General features: G+C 53.5%; 19 protein-coding genes. 5 read left to right on the top strand and 14 right to left on the bottom strand.

Going from position 1 to position 20,098, the window contains the following annotated elements:
• Positions 1–3: 3 nt before the first annotated feature.
• On the bottom strand, positions 4–894 hold the full coding sequence (locus tag AADB16_RS06000; protein WP_309043655.1) for a bile acid:sodium symporter family protein: 891 nt from the start codon (positions 892–894) through the stop codon (positions 4–6).
• 215 nt (positions 895–1,109) lie between these two features.
• Between AADB16_RS06000 and AADB16_RS05995 the strand changes: the two genes are divergently transcribed.
• On the top strand, positions 1,110–2,552 hold the full coding sequence (locus AADB16_RS05995) for a WS/DGAT/MGAT family O-acyltransferase (RefSeq protein ID WP_410802006.1): 1,443 nt from the start codon (positions 1,110–1,112) through the stop codon (positions 2,550–2,552).
• Between the two features lie 29 nt (positions 2,553–2,581).
• On the opposite strand, the gene AADB16_RS05990 is transcribed toward AADB16_RS05995, so the two are convergent.
• Positions 2,582–3,202, bottom strand: coding sequence for a TetR family transcriptional regulator (locus tag AADB16_RS05990; protein ID WP_298448971.1), 621 nt, complete (start codon positions 3,200–3,202; stop codon positions 2,582–2,584).
• A 196-nt stretch (positions 3,203–3,398) separates the two neighbouring features.
• On the opposite strand from AADB16_RS05990, the gene AADB16_RS05985 reads away from it, so the two are divergent.
• A complete protein-coding gene (locus tag AADB16_RS05985; protein WP_410802004.1) occupies positions 3,399–4,514 on the top strand; it encodes a ferredoxin reductase in 1,116 nt (371 codons plus the stop codon).
• 10 nt (positions 4,515–4,524) lie between these two features.
• Positions 4,525–5,604 (top strand): fatty acid desaturase family protein, encoded by a 1,080-nt coding sequence (locus AADB16_RS05980; protein ID WP_410802002.1) that lies wholly within the window; start codon positions 4,525–4,527, stop codon positions 5,602–5,604.
• A 35-nt stretch (positions 5,605–5,639) separates the two neighbouring features.
• Here AADB16_RS05980 and AADB16_RS05975 read toward each other — a convergent pair whose 3' ends face one another.
• The 3 genes from AADB16_RS05975 to AADB16_RS05965 are packed head-to-tail and all read right to left on the bottom strand — an operon-like array spanning position 5,640 to position 6,738.
• Positions 5,640–6,077, bottom strand: coding sequence for an RrF2 family transcriptional regulator (locus tag AADB16_RS05975; protein WP_298448977.1), 438 nt, complete (start codon positions 6,075–6,077; stop codon positions 5,640–5,642).
• 29 nt (positions 6,078–6,106) lie between these two features.
• Positions 6,107–6,475, bottom strand: coding sequence for a YbaN family protein (locus tag AADB16_RS05970; protein WP_410802000.1), 369 nt, complete (start codon positions 6,473–6,475; stop codon positions 6,107–6,109).
• Between the two features lie 47 nt (positions 6,476–6,522).
• Positions 6,523–6,738 (bottom strand): hypothetical protein, encoded by a 216-nt coding sequence (locus AADB16_RS05965; protein ID WP_309043661.1) that lies wholly within the window; start codon positions 6,736–6,738, stop codon positions 6,523–6,525.
• 244 nt (positions 6,739–6,982) lie between these two features.
• On the opposite strand from AADB16_RS05965, the gene moaA reads away from it, so the two are divergent.
• Entirely contained in the window at positions 6,983–7,975 is a 993-nt protein-coding gene (gene moaA / locus AADB16_RS05960) for a GTP 3',8-cyclase MoaA (protein ID WP_410801998.1), read from the top strand.
• 142 nt (positions 7,976–8,117) lie between these two features.
• Complete coding sequence (locus AADB16_RS05955; RefSeq protein WP_410801996.1) at positions 8,118–9,848, top strand: thiamine pyrophosphate-binding protein; 1,731 nt, start codon at positions 8,118–8,120, stop codon at positions 9,846–9,848.
• On the opposite strand, the gene AADB16_RS05950 is transcribed toward AADB16_RS05955, so the two are convergent.
• The 9 genes from AADB16_RS05950 to AADB16_RS05910 all read right to left on the bottom strand — a co-directional run bounded on the left by AADB16_RS05950 (position 9,845) and on the right by AADB16_RS05910 (position 20,075).
• A complete protein-coding gene (locus AADB16_RS05950) occupies positions 9,845–10,387 on the bottom strand; it encodes a nitrous oxide reductase accessory protein NosL (protein WP_309043664.1) in 543 nt (180 codons plus the stop codon). The two genes, AADB16_RS05955 and AADB16_RS05950, sit on opposite strands and share 4 nt — an antisense overlap.
• 47 nt (positions 10,388–10,434) lie before the next feature.
• Entirely contained in the window at positions 10,435–11,265 is an 831-nt protein-coding gene (locus AADB16_RS05945) for an ABC transporter permease (protein WP_410801994.1), read from the bottom strand.
• The gene (locus tag AADB16_RS05940; RefSeq protein WP_410801992.1) at positions 11,262–12,194 is read right to left on the bottom strand and encodes an ATP-binding cassette domain-containing protein; all 933 of its coding nucleotides are present in this window, start codon (positions 12,192–12,194) and stop codon (positions 11,262–11,264) included. The genes AADB16_RS05945 and AADB16_RS05940 overlap by 4 nt, the downstream gene beginning before the upstream one ends.
• On the bottom strand, positions 12,194–13,459 hold the full coding sequence (locus tag AADB16_RS05935) for a nitrous oxide reductase family maturation protein NosD (protein WP_410801990.1): 1,266 nt from the start codon (positions 13,457–13,459) through the stop codon (positions 12,194–12,196). Before AADB16_RS05935 ends, AADB16_RS05940 begins: the two co-directional genes overlap by 1 nt.
• 215 nt (positions 13,460–13,674) lie before the next feature.
• Positions 13,675–15,570, bottom strand: coding sequence for a TAT-dependent nitrous-oxide reductase (gene nosZ / locus AADB16_RS05930; RefSeq protein WP_298448993.1), 1,896 nt, complete (start codon positions 15,568–15,570; stop codon positions 13,675–13,677).
• A gap of 69 nt (positions 15,571–15,639) precedes the next feature.
• The gene (nosR, locus tag AADB16_RS05925) at positions 15,640–17,730 is read right to left on the bottom strand and encodes a transcriptional regulator NosR (RefSeq protein WP_309043899.1); all 2,091 of its coding nucleotides are present in this window, start codon (positions 17,728–17,730) and stop codon (positions 15,640–15,642) included.
• A gap of 185 nt (positions 17,731–17,915) precedes the next feature.
• Positions 17,916–18,317, bottom strand: coding sequence for a ribonucleotide reductase subunit alpha (locus AADB16_RS05920; protein ID WP_309043668.1), 402 nt, complete (start codon positions 18,315–18,317; stop codon positions 17,916–17,918).
• 23 nt (positions 18,318–18,340) lie between these two features.
• Entirely contained in the window at positions 18,341–19,090 is a 750-nt protein-coding gene (locus tag AADB16_RS05915; protein ID WP_309043900.1) for a Crp/Fnr family transcriptional regulator, read from the bottom strand.
• Positions 19,091–19,268: 178 nt separating this feature from the next.
• A complete protein-coding gene (locus AADB16_RS05910; protein ID WP_410801989.1) occupies positions 19,269–20,075 on the bottom strand; it encodes a peptidylprolyl isomerase in 807 nt (268 codons plus the stop codon).
• Between the last annotated feature and the right edge of the window lie 23 nt (positions 20,076–20,098).

Here is a 20,098-nt window from a genome sequence, read left to right as displayed (position 1 = left end):
TGCCTACCCTTGTTCCGCAATATCAGGGGTGGCTTTCGGAATGAGGCGCCGGCCGTACATGGCAAGCAAGAACCCGATAGGAAACATCAGCACACCATACACCGCAGCGGGAATGGACATGGCACTGGACTCCAGAAGCGTGAGCGTGACCATCAGGCCGATCGTGCCATTCTTAACCCCCAGCTCCACCGCAACAGCCAAGGATTCCCGCTGAGTCAGGCTCGCCGCGCGGCCTGCGAGCAAACCGATGAAAATGCCCACCACATTAAGCAGAATCGTTGCAGGCCCTGCCTGCTTCAACAGATCCCATATTTCATCCCGCACGCCGTAAACGATGACAGCAATCAAAACAGCCAACACAACACCACCGAACACACTCACAATACTCTCGGCTTTACGCGCCACCTCAGGTTTGCGTGAACGCACCAGCATGCCGATTGCCACGGGGAACAGAACGATACCCGTCAACATGCCGATGGTTTTCCATACCGGCAATACAATGTCGTGCTCCGTGCCCATGTAGAATTTCAGAGCGATATTGGTGAACAGCGGTAGCGTGAGAATGGTGATCAGGCTTGCGCTAACTGTCAGCACTATGGACAGCGCAATATTGCCCCTGGCAAGTAACACAAAGAGGTTGGATGTTGTTCCTCCGGGGCAGGCGGCAATAATAACCAGGCCCACCGCAATGGCTGGCGGCACTGCCAGCAGTGACGCAAGCGCAAACGCCACCAGTGGCATCAACAGGATTTGCGCCACAGTTCCAATGATCATGCCTTTGGGATAGACGGCCACCTGGCGAAAATCACGAAGGGTGAGGGTCATACCTATACCGATCATAATAATAAACAGGGCGAGCGGCAGACCTGCTGAGATAAGGGGACTGGATTCCACAGTGCCTCCGATGTTGTTGTTTTTATTAATTCAATAGTGTGAACCTACCACAAGCATTCCACTTTCGGGAGCATGAAAGCAACAAAAGTCCGTAGGTCTGCCTTGCATTTTTTTCGCCAGGGTGATCGTCTGTTTGGTCTGCAACCCGTATACTTGCAAGCAACAACTAAAAGTCTAACTTTGAAGCCCCTATTTTGGGCAGAGGTGCGCAAGGAATGAAACGCCTGGGAACACTGGATGCCTCGTGGCTAGCCGTAGAGACCGAAGACACCCCGATGCATGTCGGCAACATGCTGATCTTTTCTTTACCGGAGGGTGCACCGGACACCTTCCTGCGCGATATGGTGCTCAGCATGAAAGAAACCGGGGAAATTGCGCCTCCCTGGTGTTCAAAGCTGGCATGGTCCGGCGCGATCGGCCGGCTACTTGCGCCCGCCTGGAAGCACGACAAGAATCTTGACCTTGATTACCACGTTCGCCACTCAGCCCTCCCTAAGCCTGGCGGCGAAAGAGAACTCGGCGTTCTGGTATCGCGTCTGCATTCCAACCCTCTGGATTTTGCACGTCCGCTCTGGGAATGCCACGTTATCGAGGGTTTGGAAAACAACCGCTTTGCGCTTTACACCAAAATGCATCACTCAATGATTGACGGCATCAGCGGCGTGCGCCTGCTTCAAAGGGTATTGAGCACAAACCCGGATGAACGCGGCATGTTGCCACCTTGGGCCATGCGCCCGGAAACACTCAAGCCTGCCAAAGGAGAGAGCAGACAAAGCGTTCCCTCTGTATTTTCTCAGGCGGTGGACGCTGTCAAGTTGCAGGCCGACATGGCACCCACGCTCTGGCGTGCAGGCAACCGCCTCTTGCAATCCAGCCGCCACCCGGAAGAGGGCCTTACTGCCCCCTTTGCGGGGCCTGTTTCAAAGATCAATCACCGGGTAACCGGCCAGCGCCGCTTCGCTACCCAGCACTATCAACTTGATCGCCTGAAAGATCTGGCCCACGCATCCAAATCGTCCCTGAACGACATTGTTCTTTATCTATGCGGCACGGCGCTCCGGCGCTTTTTGATAGAGCAAAACGATCTGCCAACCACTGCTCTTACAGCGGGCATTCCTGTAAACATTCGGCCGGCGGATGATCAGGGCACGGGCACGGCAATCAGCTTCATGATCGCCTCTCTGGCGACAAACGAATCCGATCCGCTGACCCGTTTGCAGAGCATAAAATCGTCCACACACCAGGCCAAGGAACACCTGCAAAAGCTGCCCAAAAGCGCCCTCACCCAATACACTATGCTATTGATGTCGCCGTATATTTTGCAGCTATTATCCGGCCTTGGCGGTCGTATGCGCCCAGTGTTCAACGTGACCATCTCGAACGTACCCGGCCCTCAGGAGCCCTTGTATTACGAGGGTGCCAAGCTGGAAGCCATGTATCCGGTGTCGCTGATTGCACACGGCGGCGCGCTGAATATTACCTGCCTGAGCTACGCGGGATCGTTAAACTTCGGGTTTACCGGCTGCCGGGATACCCTGCCTAGCATGCAAAAACTGGCGGTGTACACCGGCGAAGCTTTGGATGAATTAGAGAAGCTGATACTTCCGCCCAAACGTAAGCCAAAAAAAGCACGGGCCGGCAAAAGCACGAAGCCTTGAATGGAATGCAGGCAGCTCTGTTTTCAGGGCTACCTGTCCCAGTGTGCCGCACCAACGAAGATCAGCTGAAGGAAGCGGCATGTCCGCTTTCTTATTTGTTCTATCTGATACTCGTCATCCGCCGACACACCAATTAGATCCGTAAGACTGAAGGCTACGCTGCGAACCACCAGATCGCAGGTCATATCCAGATCGCCATCGGAAAGGTGGTCCACCATTTTCAGCCGCCGCAAATCGTTCGCCAGCTCGCTGGCAAAATACCGCATTTCACTGCGTATACCGTCCTGAATAGCCCGGCTCTCACCCGCCAGCCCCTGCGCCATGAACAAAAAATAACTGCGGTTTGCCTGGGCGTGACTGACAAAGATACCCACCGACTCTTCAATCAGCTTATCGGCCTGAAGCACGTTTTCACGCGCCTCCCGCATCATTCGTCGCAGCACTAGCCCAAGCTCATCAACCAGCTGCAGCCCCAGATCATCCATATTGCGGAAGTGCCGGTAAAAAGAAGTGGGCACCACGCCAGCCTGGCGGGTCACCTCACGAATACCAAGGCTGGCAAAATGCCTGCCTTTTCCCACGAGCGTGAGCACAGCACTCATCAGCTTTTCACGGGTTTCACCGGGTTTGCGCTTTTTTCGTTCTGACATTGCCTGTCCATACCGCAGTTATCGTTGAATCCAAGTAACAAGTGTACACATGCGAGGACTTTAAAGCATCGAGGACTTGTCATATTGCGCCAAACAAACGACCCCCGTTGTGCCCCCATACACCAATGTGTACAGTCGTACACAACATGTGAACAAGTGTACACATGAAGTCATGGCCGCATTAGGAGAAAACATCATGCTGGCAAGAATCCCCCAATCAAGAGCTCTGCACTGGCTTGGAAAGCAGCTTTTTAACCGGACTGATCCGGCTGCCTTCTTCGATCCACTGTTAGAGACAGTTGACCCCATGCTGGTGCAGGGTCAAACGCTCGCACGGGTTGAGGAAATAGTTCAGGAAACCGCTGACACACGCACATTTGTACTAAAACCTGCAGCACGTTGGGCGGGTTTTCAGGCCGGTCAACACGTCAATATTTGCGTTGAGATCAACGGCGTCTTGCGCACCCGTACCTTTAGTCTCTCAAGTTCACCGGAGTTATGGGCCAAACAGGGGCTTGTCACCCTGACCATCAAGCGTCTGCCCGGTGGTTTGGTAACCAACTGGCTGCACGACAACCTGAGAGACGGTCAGGTGCTGGGGCTGGGCGAGGCTTTCGGCGATTTTCTACTGCCTGAAACGGCGCAGCCTGTGCTGTTTATTGCAGGCGGTAGCGGGATCACACCTGTTTTGAGTCATCTGGAAACCATGGCAGCCCAGGACTTCCGGGCACCGGTCACCCTGCTCTATTTCGTGCGCACCCAGCAGGACATCATAGCCTCCGAGCGGTTGCACGCTCTTGAGCGCCGCTACACCGCACTAACCCTGAAAATCATCCAGACGGATGAAAGTGACAAGCCCCGGTATTTAAAAAGTCAGGACCTGGAAGCGGTGCCCGGACTCAAAGCCAGACAGGTGTTCCTCTGCGGCCCTATGGGTCTGATGGACCTGGCCAACAAACAACTGCACGAGCATGGCGTTCGCGAAACGGATATTCACAGCACCTTCTTTTCTACAGTAGCTCCGGCACTGAACGCAGATCTTGCGAACCAGGCTCTTGGCGGCAAGGTGCAGTTTGGAAAGAGCAACCTGCAAGCCAGCTCCGAGGGCGATGCCAGCCTTCTGGAAATTGCAGAGGCCTCAGGCCTTTCGCCCCGCCACGGCTGCCGTATGGGCATTTGCCATCAATGCAGCTGTCGCAAAACCAGCGGCACAGTCGTTAACAGGCTCACAGGCAAGGCCTCAGGACCGGGGGAAGAAAGCGTTCAACTTTGTATATCCATTCCCCACGGCCCTGTGAGCATCGAGATTTAAGGAGCAAAACATGAAACAGATGACCGAAGACCAACTCCAGGAATTGGCGCAAGACCTGAACAGCATTCGGGATGAAATCGTCGCGGATCTTGGAGAGCGGGATGCCAACTACATTCGTCGGGTGATTCGCTTACACCGTGCTCTTGAGGTGGGTGGCCGGGTAATGATGCCATTCGGCTTTATCCCGCCGGTATTTGTGGCTGCAACGGTCTCATTGGGCCTATCCAAAATCATTGAGAACATGGAGATTGGCCACAACGTGATGCACGGCCAGTATGACTGGATGAACGATCCCACCCTGCATTCACAAACTTACGAGTGGGATACCGCGTGCTCATCCGATTCCTGGCGTCGCACGCATAATTATGAGCACCACACCTATACCAACATCATCGGCAAAGATCGGGACTACGGTTACGCGCTTCTGCGCCTGAGTGATGATGAAAAATGGCATCCGGCCCACCTCCTGCAATTTTTGAACTACATAGTGCTCAGCGTTTTCTTTCAGTGGGGCGTAAGCCTGCATGAATTGGAGTTTGAACGGGTAAGGCGCGGAGAGATCCGCATGCGCGACAAGATTCCATTCCTGAAAGACACGCTGCGAAAAGGTGGGCGACAGGTTTTCAAGGATTACGTGTTCTTCCCCCTCATTACCTTTCCGGTAGCGCCCATTGTGTTGGCCGGAAACCTCGGCGCCAACCTGATGCGCAATCTGTGGTCGTCCACAGTGATTTTCTGCGGCCACTTCACTGAGGATGCAGAAACCTTCGACGAGAAAGACTGCGAAAATGAAAGCAAAGGACACTGGTATTTGCGCCAGCTTACCGGTTCTTCAAATTTTACCGGCAATAAATTGATACACCTGCTTAGCGGGCACCTGAGCTATCAGGTCGAGCACCACATTTTCCCGGACCTGCCAGCACACCGATACCCCGAGGTTTCCGAGAAAGTTCAGGAAGTCTGCCGTAAGTATGGCATCCACTACGACACCGGCAGCTTCAGGCACCAATACGGCACGGTCGTAAAAAGAATACTGAAATACTCGTTACCAGACCGGCTACGGATGAGGCTTGAGAGCCAACCGGCCTGAAACTTGCCAGGGTAGAAAGACAGAAAGGAGGGTGATCAGGCGATTTGCAGCAGTTTTAATAATTGCGGTTGGTGCTGATCATTCATGATGTCTTTCAATGTGTATTTGTCGAGCACCGAAAGGAATGCCTGCAGGGCTTCTCCGAATATGGGCTTAAGCCCACAAACCGGAGAGATTTTGCAGGTGTTCTTATCGGAATAGCACTCAACAATACTGAGGTCGTGCTCAGTATCACGCACCAGCATACCTATGTTGATATCCTCAGGTGCCCTGTGCAGCCTCATACCGCCCTTTTTTCCGCGTACTGTTTCTATGTAGCCATTCTTGTTGAGCTGGTGCACCACCTTCATCAGGTGGTTTTTGGAGATGTCATAGCTGTCTGCAATTTCCTGGATAGTTGTCAGGCGATCCCCCTGCACCGTCAGATAAATCAGCACGCGAAGCGAGTAATCGGTGTAACGGGTAATATGCATTCAACACTCCGGTTGTTCTATGAAAGCGATCAGTACGAAGGCCTGGTAAGCAAATAAGACGCTACGCCCGCGAGGAAAGTTCCCGAGATGGCCAAAACCACAGTAGCCGCACCCATCGCGAATAGTATTCCCCAGCTCAACGCCATCATGCCACAAGCGAGCACTTTGGCCCTTAAGGGTATAACCCTATTCCGACGCCAGTCTCTGATGGCGGGGCCAAACGACGGGTGCTCTTCAAGCCAACTGGCAAATGCCGGGGAACCCTTGCTCGCAAAAAACGCTGCCAGCAAAACAAAAGGCGTGGTCGGCAATAGTGGCAACACCACACCGATGGCGGCTAACCCTATGGATATATACGCAAGAACCCTGAAACCTGTTTTTCCGGGTCGCACGGTCATAGCGAAGACCTCAGCATTGTTCAATCTTTCACCTATTCTACCGTTTATCAGTGAACAGGTCTTCCCAAGCGACTTAAAAACACCAACCGAGCGACGTAGGATATTTTGATACCAACGGCAAACAGTAAGGTACCCACATGGGCCAGTACCTGAATCATCATGGGGAATCGGCCGGCCAGGGGGTACGCCATCAAGACTGTGGCAATCAACCCGATCAAAGACCAAACCATCGCACTATTGGCTCGAAACAGCAGTTTTTCCATTCTATTCTCCAGCAAACTATTTTTTGGCTTATGCCGCCAACCATTAACATGTATTTTATAATCATGTTTTGAGCGAAAATCAATCACTTTCTGACTGAATAAAGAATCCCCGCACAATGTTTACTGTAAACGAGCGCCACCAGGCTTACCCCGCGAGGGGTATCTGATTCAGGGTTTGATTCTGCGATACTGGAGCTATACTCAATCCGTAAGCGCGCATTCAGCAGTTACAGGAAAGAAGCCAATGTCCAACAGCAAGCTGACAGACCGTTTTGGCAGAACCGTCAATTACGTACGCCTGTCCGTTACCGACCGCTGCGACTTCCGCTGCGTTTATTGCATGGCAGAAGAGATGACTTTTCTGCCCCGGCAACAGGTTTTGACACTTGAGGAGATTGCCCGGGTTGCCAAAACATTTGTTTCTCTGGGCACGGAAAAAATCCGCCTTACGGGTGGCGAGCCGCTGGTTCGCAAAGACATTCTCGAACTGGTTCGGGAGATAGGCACCTACGGCCTGCGTGATTTTGCCATGACCACCAATGGCAGCCAGTTGTCTACCATGGCAGAGCCCCTGCGCAAAGCCGGCCTGAAACGATTGAATATCAGCCTGGATTCTCTGGACCCGGAAAAATTCGCCAGCATTACCCGCACAGGCAAACTGTCGCGAGTGCTGGAAGGTATAGACGCTGCAAGAGATGCCGGTTTTAAAGGCATTAAACTGAATACCGTGGTAATGAAAGGTGGCAATGATCACGAAGTTCCGGATCTGATCGAGTTTGCCCGGAAGAAAAACATCGACATTACCTTTATCGAAGAAATGCCTTTGGGTGAGATTTCCGAGCACGATCGCGGGCAGGCACTGTGCACCAGTGATGAGGTGCGCGACATTGTTCGCCAACACCACGATCTGATGCCCACCCCCGAAGATTCCGGCGGCCCCGCGCGTTATTACCGGATGTCGGACAGCCCCATCAAGGTGGGTTTCATTTCACCCCACTCCCACAACTTCTGCTCCACCTGCAATCGCGTGCGCGTAACCGTTGAAGGCCGGCTACTCCTATGTCTGGGCAATGAGCATTCTGTGGACCTTCGCCGAGTACTTCGTGGCCATCCGGTAACCGACGACAAACTACGGCAAACCATCATCGACTCCATGGATCTGAAGCCGGAACGCCATCATTTCTCCAGCAACGGCGATGTACAGATTCTGCGCTTCATGAATATGACCGGGGGATGATCCCCCGGGTGCCGGGCTCATTCCCGCCCAACCCCGCCGCTTAAAAACTCTTCCACGCCTTAACACTCTCCACTTCACTGGCCTGATTGATCGTTAAGCATTAAGCTCTTGAACTCAAAACAATAATACTCAGGGCATATTCATGAAAAAAACCGGCGCGACTCTCGTTCGCCACGCTTTGGAGCAACTCGGTATACGTCGCACATTCGGCATTCCCGGCGTCCATACCACCGAAATCTATGATGAGCTGAACCGCTCTGAAAGCATTGAGCCAACACTTGTTACCCATGAGTGTGGTGGCGCCTTCATGGCCGATGCCATCAGCCGCACCGGTGCTGAACTGGGCACACTTCTGATTGTGCCTGCCGCGGGGGTTACCCATGCTGCAAGCGGCATTGGCGAAGCGGGCATTGACGGTATACCCATGCTGATTATTTCTGGTGGGATTCATTCGGAATCCGGGCACAGATACCAACTCCACGAGATGGATCAGCACGCTCTGCTCAAGCCGATTACCAAGAAAACCTGGCGCATTGCCAGTCATCGGGAAATTATCCCTACACTTTACGAAGCCTATAACGTGGCCATGGGCGGCGAGCCCGGCCCCGTCTTTATCGAAATTCCGGTCAACATAAGCAACTTTCTGGGCGACGTGGACGACATGCCTCTTTTTCAGGCACCGCCGCCACCAGTACAGCCAGATCAGGCGTTGGTTGATGCAGCAGCTCAGGCACTGGTGCAGGCTAAGCAAGCGGGCATTTTCGCGGGCTGGGGTTCTGTTGATGCCCAGGCTGAGCTGATCGAGTTGGCAGAGCTACTGGATGCGCCTGTTTCAACAACTCTTCAGGGACTAAGCGCCTTCCCGGGTAACCATCCTTTGCACACCGGCATGGGCATGGGCAATTACGCGGTTCCGGCAGCAACCAATGCCTTTGCCAAGATAGATTGCCTGTTAGCGATAGGGACGCGGTTTTCGGAAATCCCCACGGGAAGCTACGGCATCAGCCCGCCAAAAATGCTGATTCACATGGACATCAACCCCGAGGTATTCAGCGCCAACTACCCAGCCAGCCATACGATTGAGGGAGACGCGAGAGTTACACTGCCCGCGCTTCTCAAGGCTGTAAAAGCCCTGCAGCCCTCGGCATCCAACACCGGCATTCGCGAGGAGATTGCAAAAGACAAAGCCGCCTACAAGAAAGAGTGGCGGGATCACGACAGCGGCGACCGGGTAAACCCGGAGCTATTTTTCAGCCAATTACGCGAACGCCTTGCAGATGATGCAATTGTCGTCGCAGACGATGGCAACCATACGTTCCTGGTGGCCGAGCTATTACCGATATTGGGTGCGCGGAACTACATGTCTCCCAGCGACTTCAACGCCATGGGCTACTGTGTTCCTGGTGCCATCGGCGCAAAGCTGGCGAATCCCACTCGTCAGGTCGTCGGTATCGTAGGCGACGGTGCACTGCTGATGACCGGCATGGAGTTGGTAACAGCTGCACGCTTGGAAGTCGGGCTGATAATTTTTGTATTCAACGATGGTGAGTTGTCGCAGATTGCACAGGCGCAGCAAATTCCGTACAACCAGAAAACCTGCACCGTGCTCGGGTCGATGGACTATGAGGCCTTTGCCAAAGCCGTGGGTGTCGAGTTTGTATCAATGGCTGGAAATCAGAATATTTCTGAAAGTCTGGAGATCGCTATGCTGAAATCGGCCGCCGGGCGGCCGGTTCTGGTAGACGTACGCATCGACTATTCCAAACCGACCCGGTTCACCAAAGGCGTGGTAAAAACCAACCTTGGCAGAATGGCGACCCGAGACAAGGTTAGGGTTGTGGGGCGGGCGCTTTGGAGAAAAGTTCGACCTTAGTGCTGCATATCACCATGCATATCTCCCATGGGCATCTCTGTGTTGAGATGCTCCAGGGTGATTGCGTCATAAGTTAATAGCTCTCCTCCATGCTCCGCCATGAATCCCTGGGCAGCCGCTTCTGTGGAGAAGGATGCCAGGGTCTTGCCCATGGCGCCTTTACGCTCAGACCCCACCACGTACACAGCCTCGCGGGCATCGATCAGGGCGGCATCATCCGGGCTGGCCCATTCGGTTTGGCTCATGTCGTGAACGTACAGGGTGTGCTTGCGCACGACGTTCTCGGGTTGCAACGCCCAAGCGAACATATCGCGGGTGGAGCAGAACTTGTGGACTGTTTGCTCTTTCTCGGTAATCACTTCGCCCTTGGGGCCGGGGAAACGGGTGATGGCCATGCCGCATACGTGGCATTCGTCACCAGATTCAATATGCACTGGCGCAGGCTTTTCGACGACCTTCTCCGCTTCGCCCGAGCATCCCACCAGAAGCAATGCGAACATCAACAGTAACGGCAGGGATTTGATTTGAGCAGACTTCATGGAGCTCTCCATAGTGTAGTGTAATTGCCATAGTGTGGTTGCGGAAATCAGATGCGACGGCCACGGAACAATGCCCAGGCGCCGGCTAAAGGAATAACAAACCAGAGAATCAGTGCCAGCCAAAGCCCGCCCGGGCCAATTGGCAAATCAGAGCCAAGACTGAGAACACCGCTAAGCTGAGTGCTGTCGCTGAAGGTAACAATGTTCAGTAACCGGTAAATGTCGGTCGGGTTGAGCAACAGAAGCCATGGCAGTAATTCCGGGTTTAACTCGCCCTGGCTGGCGACCAGCGTGCCCAGCAGTAACAAATCGAAAATAAGCACAAAGAAGAACCAGATCGCCAGGGCCAAGCCAGCAGCAATCGGCTTCTCACTGACCCGCACGCTGACCACATAGGCAAGTGCAATGAAGCTCCAACCCAGCAACGTTGTCGAAATAATGAAGCGCAACATGGCGACAGTCAGAGCACCAACGGCAACGTCTTCTACCAACAAGGCAATAGCAACGCCTGCTACGCCAAAGCCTATTAAGGTCGCCAAAGCCAATGTCAGCCCGTGCCCCAGAAACTTCCCGAACAGCAACTGCCCGCGACTTAGCGGATACGTCATTAGCAGCAAAAGCGTACCGCCCTCTTCCTCACCTACAATGGCGTCGTAAGCCAGTAGCAGCGCAATGAGCGGAATAAGAAAGATACCCAGGCTCGCCAGGCTGGCAATGGTTGCAGGGGTAGACGCATAACCCACCTGCCCCGAGGCCGCTGCACCAAACCAGGCTATGCCCACCGCAAGCGTGGCAAACACCAAAGCAATGGCGATCAGCCAACGGTTCCGCAGGCTGTCGCTTAATTCTTTACGTGCAATTGTCCAGATGCTATTCACTGAGCACCTCCACGATGGGCAAGCCCACCCGAACCGATAAAGTGCACGTACACATCCTCCAGAGTTGGCTCGTAAATACCCAAATCACGCACTTCGCCCGATGCAACCAAAGCTTTCACCAGCTCCATTTTTTCTGCTGGTCGAACATCTACGCGCAGCCGCCCGTTGGCCTGATGCATCATCAGCCCTGCTGAAGCCGGGGCATTATTTACAACCGCCTCCAGCGCCGCCACGGTGTTTTCAGGCTCTATAGAAAGGGTTGTGGGCATGTTGGCTTGCCGGCGCAAGGATGCGAGATCCCCCGACGCCTTCAGGCTGCCATCCGTCAGAATCGCAGCCCGATCAATGTAAGGTTCCACGCCGGGAAGTACATGGGAGCATAGGACAACACCCGTTCCATCGTCCCGCAGCGTTCGTAATAAACGGTAGAGGTCCGCGGTAGCTATTGGGTCCAAACCAACCGTGGGCTCATCCAGCATCAGCAAACGCGGTTTTCCAAGCAAGGCCTGGGCAAGCCCCAAGCGTTGGCGCATACCTTTGGAATAGGTTTTGACCCGGGCATCCATGGCATCATCCAGCCCTACCTGCCCCAGCAACTCAGGAACCTGCCGCAGACTGGCGCCTTTCAGGCGGGCAAAGTGGGCGAGAATTTCACGGCCGGTCAGCTGTGGATAAAACATTACGTTTTCAGGCAAGTAACCGATGTACTGGCTGATTTTGGGATCGCCGGCCTCGCCACCGAGCACGGAAACCTTGCCCTGCGACGGCGTCATCAGCCCCAGAATCAATTTGATACTCGTGGTTTTTCCAGCGCCGTTGTGTCCGAAAAGACCGAGAATCTCCCCGGGCTCCAGGCGCAAATCAACGCCATTCAGTACCAGCGCCTTATCGTACCGGTAGCTCACATTCTCAAGACGAAAACAGCTCATCAGGACTCCGGTTGTAACATTTTAGGGGGGCTCATCATCGGGTAAGAATCCTTTACACCCGCGGCCTTAACCACAGGAAACGCCTCCTGAACCCAGCGCAGCGTATCCACCGCCGGGCTGAACATCAGGATTTTTGCTTCAGGGTAGGTCCACAACAGTCGGTCAACATTATCGTTAGGCTCATAAGGCACATCACCAACACCGTCCTGGTTGCGATCCCAGCCCAGGTAATCACTCCAGTAATTGCCCACGCCTTCCTTCGACCACTCCTGCGTACGCAGGGCTACATACTTGACCTGGCGCTGATTATTGATAAACGCATTGCGGAACACATCATTATCTTCCGAGCCGGCGGTCAGATGAATACCCACCCCACTGTCCCGAAACACATTGTTTTCAAAGGTGTTATACAAAGAGTTATAGATGAAAACAGCCTTGCCTTCCGCGCCGGAAACCGACACCCCGGCGGTCTGCCCTTGAGACACCCCCGAAACCACATTCCCCCGCAGCACCGATTGGGTAATAAAGTTCATAAGAATGCCGTAATTCTCATCGTTCTCGGAACGGTTATTAATCACCGTAAGACGCTTACTCTGCATCAAGGCATAACCCGTTCGGGTCCCCCGGGTCACATTGCCTTCCAGGAGATTATCCATGGAATACATGTAGTGAATCCCGTAACGCAGATCCGCCATGGTGTTATTGCGAATCCTGTTCCTGTTCGCCGTCTCAATATAAATCGCATCCCGAGTCTGACGAATATCATTGCCTTCAATCAAAGCCCCGGTGGTATTGAACAGATGAATGCCATTACCCCGATCGTTCGGGCGAACCGTCGCATCCCCCCGAATCGTATTATTCTTCACCGTCGCATCTGGCGCTGCATCCAACCAAATACCAAACGCAGTACCCTGCAGATCGTTGTTTTCCACCGTCGCGCCACGGGCCTCCCGCTTAACGAAAACCCCGGCATTCAGCTGGTTCAAATCCGTACCCCAGTTACGAATACGGCACCCTGAAAGCGTTACATCCTCTGCTTCAATAACCACTGCGCTGCCTGCACCGCCACCATCAATCAGCGTTTCCGGAGCACAGGCCACAACCACCCCCGGCACCCGAATGGCCAAAGACGGAAGGGTTTCAGAAGGAAGGTCAAAGGAAGCGCCCGGCTCCAGATCATCCAGCTGCTGCTGAATATCAGCCTGGGCGGTCAGCGATAGCAAGGCGACTGTCAGGGCCACCCCTAAACGCAAATTGTGGTGCATCAACGATTACTCAGTAAGTTCAAGGCTAACTAAACAGTCTGGCAAAGCAAGGGAAGAGGGTCTTTCAAAACTGTGCGGAGCCAGGGATGGCGGAGCCAAGCGTACACGGACGTATCCACAGCGTGTTTTGAAAGACCCTCTTCCCTTGATTTGCTTCTCCGAATTACGATCAAAACACCGGAGCCCGATACAGGGCTCCGGTTACATCTACTAAATCAAGCCGGCTCTACCAACATCCGACCCGTCATCTCCATGTGCAGAGCGTGACAGAACCAGTTGCAGTAGTACCAATGAACACCAGGCTTATCCGCAATGAAGGTCACCGAAGAGGTCTGCTGAGGGCTGATCTCCATGCCCACACCGTGGTTTACCATACAGAAACCGTGAGTCACATCCTCAATGGTATCCTGGTTAGTAACATACACAGTTACCTCATCGCCCTGCTTCACCTTGAACTCAGTCAGGCCAAACATAGGTGCAACCGACGTCATGTAAACGCGAACCTTATTACCGTCGCGAATCACCTTGTTGTCATACTCCAGAGCAACTCCGTCTTTCTCCGCCTGAGCACGGGCACCGGCAAAATACGGATCGTCACGGGTGTAAACCTTCTTGGTTTTAATCTGATCACGGCGAACCAGAATACAGTCATGCGGCTCTGCGAACGCAGGACCATCGTGAACCAGCTTCATTTCCTCGCCAGAAATATCGATCAGCTGGTCATTCTCCGGGTGCAGAGGGCCAACCGGCAAGAAGCGGTCCTTCGAGAACTTGGACAACACAACCAGCCACTTACCATCGGCATCGCGGGATTCTGTCAGAGATGCATGGTTATGGCCTGGCTGGTAATGCACATCCAGCTTCTGGCGCAGGTAGTTCACCTTCTCGCCATTGTAGTGCTTGATGGCATCCGCAATGTTCCACTTGGCTACCTGGCTATCGATAAACAGCGTGGTATAAGCGTTACCGCGACCATCGTAGGTTGTGTGCAGAGGCCCAAGACCCAGCTCCGGCTCGGCAACAATCACATCACGAAGTTCGATTTTGTCATCAAACACATCGTCCAGCTTGTCGATGGCGATCACCGAACAGGTTGGCGATAGCTTACCGGCGGCAATGAAGTACTTGCCATCTGGTGACGTGTTAACGCCGTGCGGGTTCTTTGGCACAGGAATATAACGGGTCAGCCTGGATTTACCACGGCCATCAACCACTGGAACTTTAGAGTCGCCCAGAGTTTTGAAATCGCCATTCTTGACGGCTTCCTCAATGCGCTCAATGTTGAACACAACTACCCAGTCGCGGTCGTTACGCATGGTACCGGCCAAATCCGTCGCTTTCTCGGAGTTGTAGCAGGTAGACGCCGCATATTTGCCAGTGTAATCGGCGTCTGTGTTGTCGAGGTTGCCGTCTACAATCACCTGCCAGGCGACTTCCATGGTTTCCGCGTCCAGCGCGTTAAACATGGTGTAGCTGTTCTCCATGGAGAAATCGCTACCGTCGTTGGGGTGCGGAATCATATATTCTGCGTTGCAGAACACATACTTGGTGTGGGGCACTTTCTGCAGGCGCAGCCCGTGAATGGCCTGCACGTTCGGAACGTGAGTAATCTTGTCGCACTTCATGATATCCAGGCGGATACGGGCAACACGGGTGTTGGCCTTGTCGTTGATGAACAGGTACTTGCCATCGTAACGACCGTCGGTCATGGAAACGTGCGGGTGGTGACAATCGCCGTTCAGGTAGGTTTTGTCGCGACCCAGAATATCCTTACTTTCGTTAGTGATACCCCAGCCTGTGGCTGAATCAACGTTGAATACGGGGATCCGCATGATTTCACGCATGGATGGAACGCCAAGAACACGAACCTCACCCTGGTGGCCACCGCTCCAGAAACCGTAGTATTCGTCCAGTTCGCCCGGCCCTACGTGAATCTTGTTCTGAGCTTCCTTCGCTGCAGCAGCAAATGACTCACGGGTCATTACAGCGCCACCAAGGCCTGCAGCACCCACTGCGCCAGCCAGAGCAGTCGCGCCCAGGAAGCGACGACGGCTCAACCCGCTTTCGCCATTTTCGGCAAGATCCTTTCCTAACTCTTCTTTCTTTTTCATAGCATTGAACTCCGTTATTGGTAATGGCGGTTCTATTTCTATTTCTATTTTATTTTTGGTTTTACACTGCTACGTCACCTGAACCACTGGAATCTCCTCAGGGCGGCCCGGGGCGTTATGACCACGACGCTTGCCACGACGCTTGACGATAAGCGGAGGACATTTGTGGTCATCGAAATAGGTCATCTGGCAGTCCAGACAGTAGTGACATTCCTGGTAGTTGATGGTGCCGTCAGGGTGAATAGCCTGCACTTCGCATTCCTTGGCACACAGCTGGCAAGGGTTGCCGCACTCCTTACGACGCTTGAGCCAGTCGAAAACACGCAACTTGGTCGGCAACGCCAGTGCAGCACCCAGCGGGCACATGTAGCGGCAGAAAACCTTGCGAGTAAAAATGTTCACTACGAGTAGCAGAACCGCGTAGGTGACAAACGGCCAACTGCGATCAAAGCGAAGGGTAATTGCGGTTTTGAAGGGCTCGATTTCTGCCATCCTCTCAGCGGTTGCCAGCGAGTCCAGAGACACCCCGAACAGCACCAGCAATACGATGTACTTCACCGCCCACAAACGCTCATGAATAGGCCAGGGCACGTTGTACTGGGGAACCTTGAAGAAGCGTGCAATCTCGTTGATCAGCTCCTGCAGCGCCCCAAACGGGCACAGCCAACCACAATAAACAGCTCGCCCCCAGAGCAACACGATGCCCGCCACAGAAGCCCAGAGCACAAATATAATCGGATCAATCAGGAAAGTTTCCCAGGTGAAGCCGCTGACCAGACTATGCACAAATGCCAAAACGTTAACGATCGACAGTTGGCCCAAGGCATACCAGCCAATGAAAAACACGGTGTAGGTAAGAAATGCGTGGCGAATCCAGCGCGTCACCTTAGGCTTTTTCACCAGCCAGTCCTGGAAGAACAAAATCAACAACAGCACGCCAATACCAATCCCCAGAACAATCACCTGGAACTGGCGCTGATACCAAACCTGAACCCATAGCGGCTGGGTTTCGAGCCATTCTTCGTCTGTGAGCACCGGTTCTGCACGGGTGTAATACTGTTCCGGCAGCTGGTATTCCAGAGGAAACACCTGGAACTCACTGTCCAGCGGGCCTGTCTGGCGCTTTACCGTCAGCTCCAGAGTCCAGGGTGACCCCGGATCAAAGTTGTGCTGCTGGCGAACTATGAAAATCGCCATTTCCTTGAAGCTGGGCATGCCTGCCGCGTAAACATCGCTTAGGCGAAAAAAGTCCATGTCGCGGAAGTTGAAGGTATCACCGTACTGTCGAATCTGAACGCGGTCGAAGATACCCCCGCGCACATAGCCTGAGCCCTTAAAGGAATAGTCACCGTTAGCCAATACGGCAATCGCCTGCTCACCTTCCTTCAGCTCGGACATCAACCAGTCATACTGCTTTTCACCCAGCAGATTCTGACCAATCACCGGTGAATCCAGGTAAGTTGCATACAGATCAATCAGTGGCTCATCACGCTCATCAGGTGCAGCTGTTTCAACGCCCTCTGCTTCGGTGCCTTTGAAGGAGTCATCTACCTGGCCTTTGGTCAGCAGCATGCGGCGAATCGAGCCGTCGCCGGTCAATTCTTCCCAGGTGCGAGGCTGAAAACCATCTTTGACAACCTCAGCCGCTGGCGGTCGCTTGGTGCCGCTGCCTTCTACCAGCCCAAGTTCAACCCCCACCCGGTGCGCGGTGCGCATAATGACTTCATTGATCACCATAACCGTAACTGTGGCACCGGAGAGCCCGTCAACAGCAATCTTGCGCTCGGTAGATGTGCCACCGACAGTAACCCGCTGATCTGCTTTCAAGCCGGTGTACTGATCGGTAAATGCGTGCATCTTACTTTCGGGAATGCCCACCAGAAGTATGGGCTCATCATGGTGAATCACTTTGGCAAAGCGGATAGTGCCTTCGGTATCCAGCACCACCATAGCGTTCAGTGGTTTGCCGGAATAGGCAGGCGTTTGCACAAAATCCAGGGATTGATAGGCATAACCTTTCAGTTCGTCAGCGGCATACAACTCCTGGATAGCGCGGTTGCCTTCCCGTGGTTCAACCCGATCTACTTCCGGGAAGGCCTTTTGGATAACCTGCCTGCCAGACACCGGCTCATACTGGCTGAGCGGTGCTGCCTGAACCATCGAAACAGTTGCGAGAAGCAGGGTAAAAATACAAAAGACACTGCGAAAAATAACGTTCAAAACAAGCCCCCAACGGAAACAGCGAATCACCTACGCCTGAGTTAAACAGCCTATGCGATCGAGGAATAATTCAAATACCTCTATATGGATATGTCTTTTTCGCAAGAAGCAAAAAGGCATCCTGGCTAGCCGAGGTTGACCGCTCTCCCACTCCTATCAAGTGGCAGATAATTGCTGACATGCCCCAAACGAATCGACTCCACCATCATGGTCAGTGGCTGTTGGGCTTCGTCGGACGATGGTGCTGTGCCCCCTCGGCCAGACATGGCCGCAACGAAGACCACATCCCATGACTGGCCAGTGCTCTTGGACTCTTCAACCAGTACAGCAAACTCCAAGACTTCTTCCAGGGCTTTGTCCACGCATATAACGGGCGTAAGTGCGCCGCCCTCACCCCGCTCAAATGCGGCTTTTTCGTCAGCCGATGCGTCATCTGGCAGTTCTGCCCGACAGAAAACAAACAATAGGCGCTGGGGTTCGTGTTCACTTTTTGCTGTTTTGATCAAATCACTGTAACTGCTAATCATGAAGGCGATATCCTTTCAATTTTCTACTGACTGATTTCGATCAATCGCTTGGGATCAGAGATAAACAATTTGCTCCGGTTTACCCGCACAAGCCCGTTGGATTTCAAATCTGCCAAAATCCGCGAGAAGGTTTCCGGTTGCATCGCAAGCCGAGACGCTACCAGGCACTTTGGCAATGGCAATTCGACTTCCCCGCCTTCGGAAACACCATTTGGCAGCAAATCGATCAGGTAACGGATCAAACGATCACGGGCATTTTGAACCGTCATAATTTCAAGATCGTGGAACCGGGAAACCGCACGCATGGCGTAGTGACGGAGGGCCGCGTTGGCATACTCAGGCTTGCTATCGAGCAGTTCCTGATAGGCTTTCACGGGAATCATCAGAACTTCACTGGATTTCAATGCTTCGGCATAGCACGCATAGCGGGCTGGGTCAGCGTAGATCATTACTTCTGCAAAGCAGTCACCTGGTGCAATACTATCGAGTGTTCGATCAATTCCGGAGGAATCCAGCCGGTATAGCCGCAAGCGCCCGGATACCACAAAGAAGAAGTGATGGGCTGGCATGTCCTGCCGGTAGAGCAGTTGATGATGCCCCAAGCGAAGCCGGCGGGACTGGAGCACGAGATTCTCAAAGTCTGCGTCGCTGAGCGTGTTGAACAGGGCGTGGCTGCGCATGGGCTGCAGTACGCTTTCGCCGTTGGTCAACTCATTCACAGCCAACACAACAGGTTTGGCGTAGCGGGTTTGTGCAGGTTGCGTAGCCATCATTGCGTTATCCCCTTTCATATCATGCATTCAAAATCATGTTTTAGATAATAAGAGGATACTCCTGAAAAATCGCTCCCCCCATGGGGGTAGTATCACGGATACTTGGTAATAATTGACTTAACGCAATATTTCGCATTACTACCTATTTTCCGGGATGACATCCGTGTCTTTCTTTAAATCACTGCATCAAGGGCGAGTCGGGGAGCTCAAGATCGACCCCCTGAACACCTGTTTCGACGGCCAGCACCTGTAAATACTGACGAAATGCCCGACGGGTCACGCTTTCGCTCAGGTATTGGCGAATCTGCGGTTTTACATGCTCGTATGGCAGCTGCTCGCCATCAATACGCTGGTCTACCCGCACGATGTGCCAGCCATAACGACTTTCAATCAATTCCGGATTCAGGCCTTCTTTGAGCGTCAGCACTGGCCGCTCAAACTCTTCGACGGTCTGCCCCTTGCTGATCTGCCCAAGGCTACCACCCTGGTGACGGGATTCACACGCAGAGTACTGCTTGGCCAGCGGCGCAAACTGGGCCCGTCCCTCAATCAAAGAGGTAAGTAACTGTTGCCCGATTTCTTCCTGCCGCATGCGTTCTTGCACATCGTCTGGTGCTGCCGCCAGCAGAATGTGGCTTACAGCCATTAATGTCGGACTGCGGAAACGGCCGGGGTTGGCTGCATGAAAGCGCTCGCAGTCTTCGTCGCTGGGCTGGGGCACGTCGAGCTCCTGCTCGAGCACCTGTGCTATCGCAGCTTCTTCATCCAGCTCTTCTGGCAGTTTCAATACTTTAGCCTGTTGCAGAAGCAGCTCTCGAATAACAAGGCTTTTGGCGGCTTCATGCCAGGCTTCAGCTACTTCTTCAGACGGGTGGTGCTGCATTTCCCGAGCGATATCATCCTCAGGTATCAGGGTTTCACCCACATACACTGGCGGAAACTGGTTTCTGGGTTTTTCGGGTTCACCGGTGGGGATCAGTTGCATGGTTGGTCTCCGTAGGTTTGTTC

Source organism: Marinobacter sp. KMM 10035, assembly GCF_046537445.1.
GTDB lineage: Bacteria > Pseudomonadota > Gammaproteobacteria > Pseudomonadales > Oleiphilaceae > Marinobacter > Marinobacter sediminicola.
This window is presented reverse-complemented; position numbering and strand designations above follow the sequence as displayed.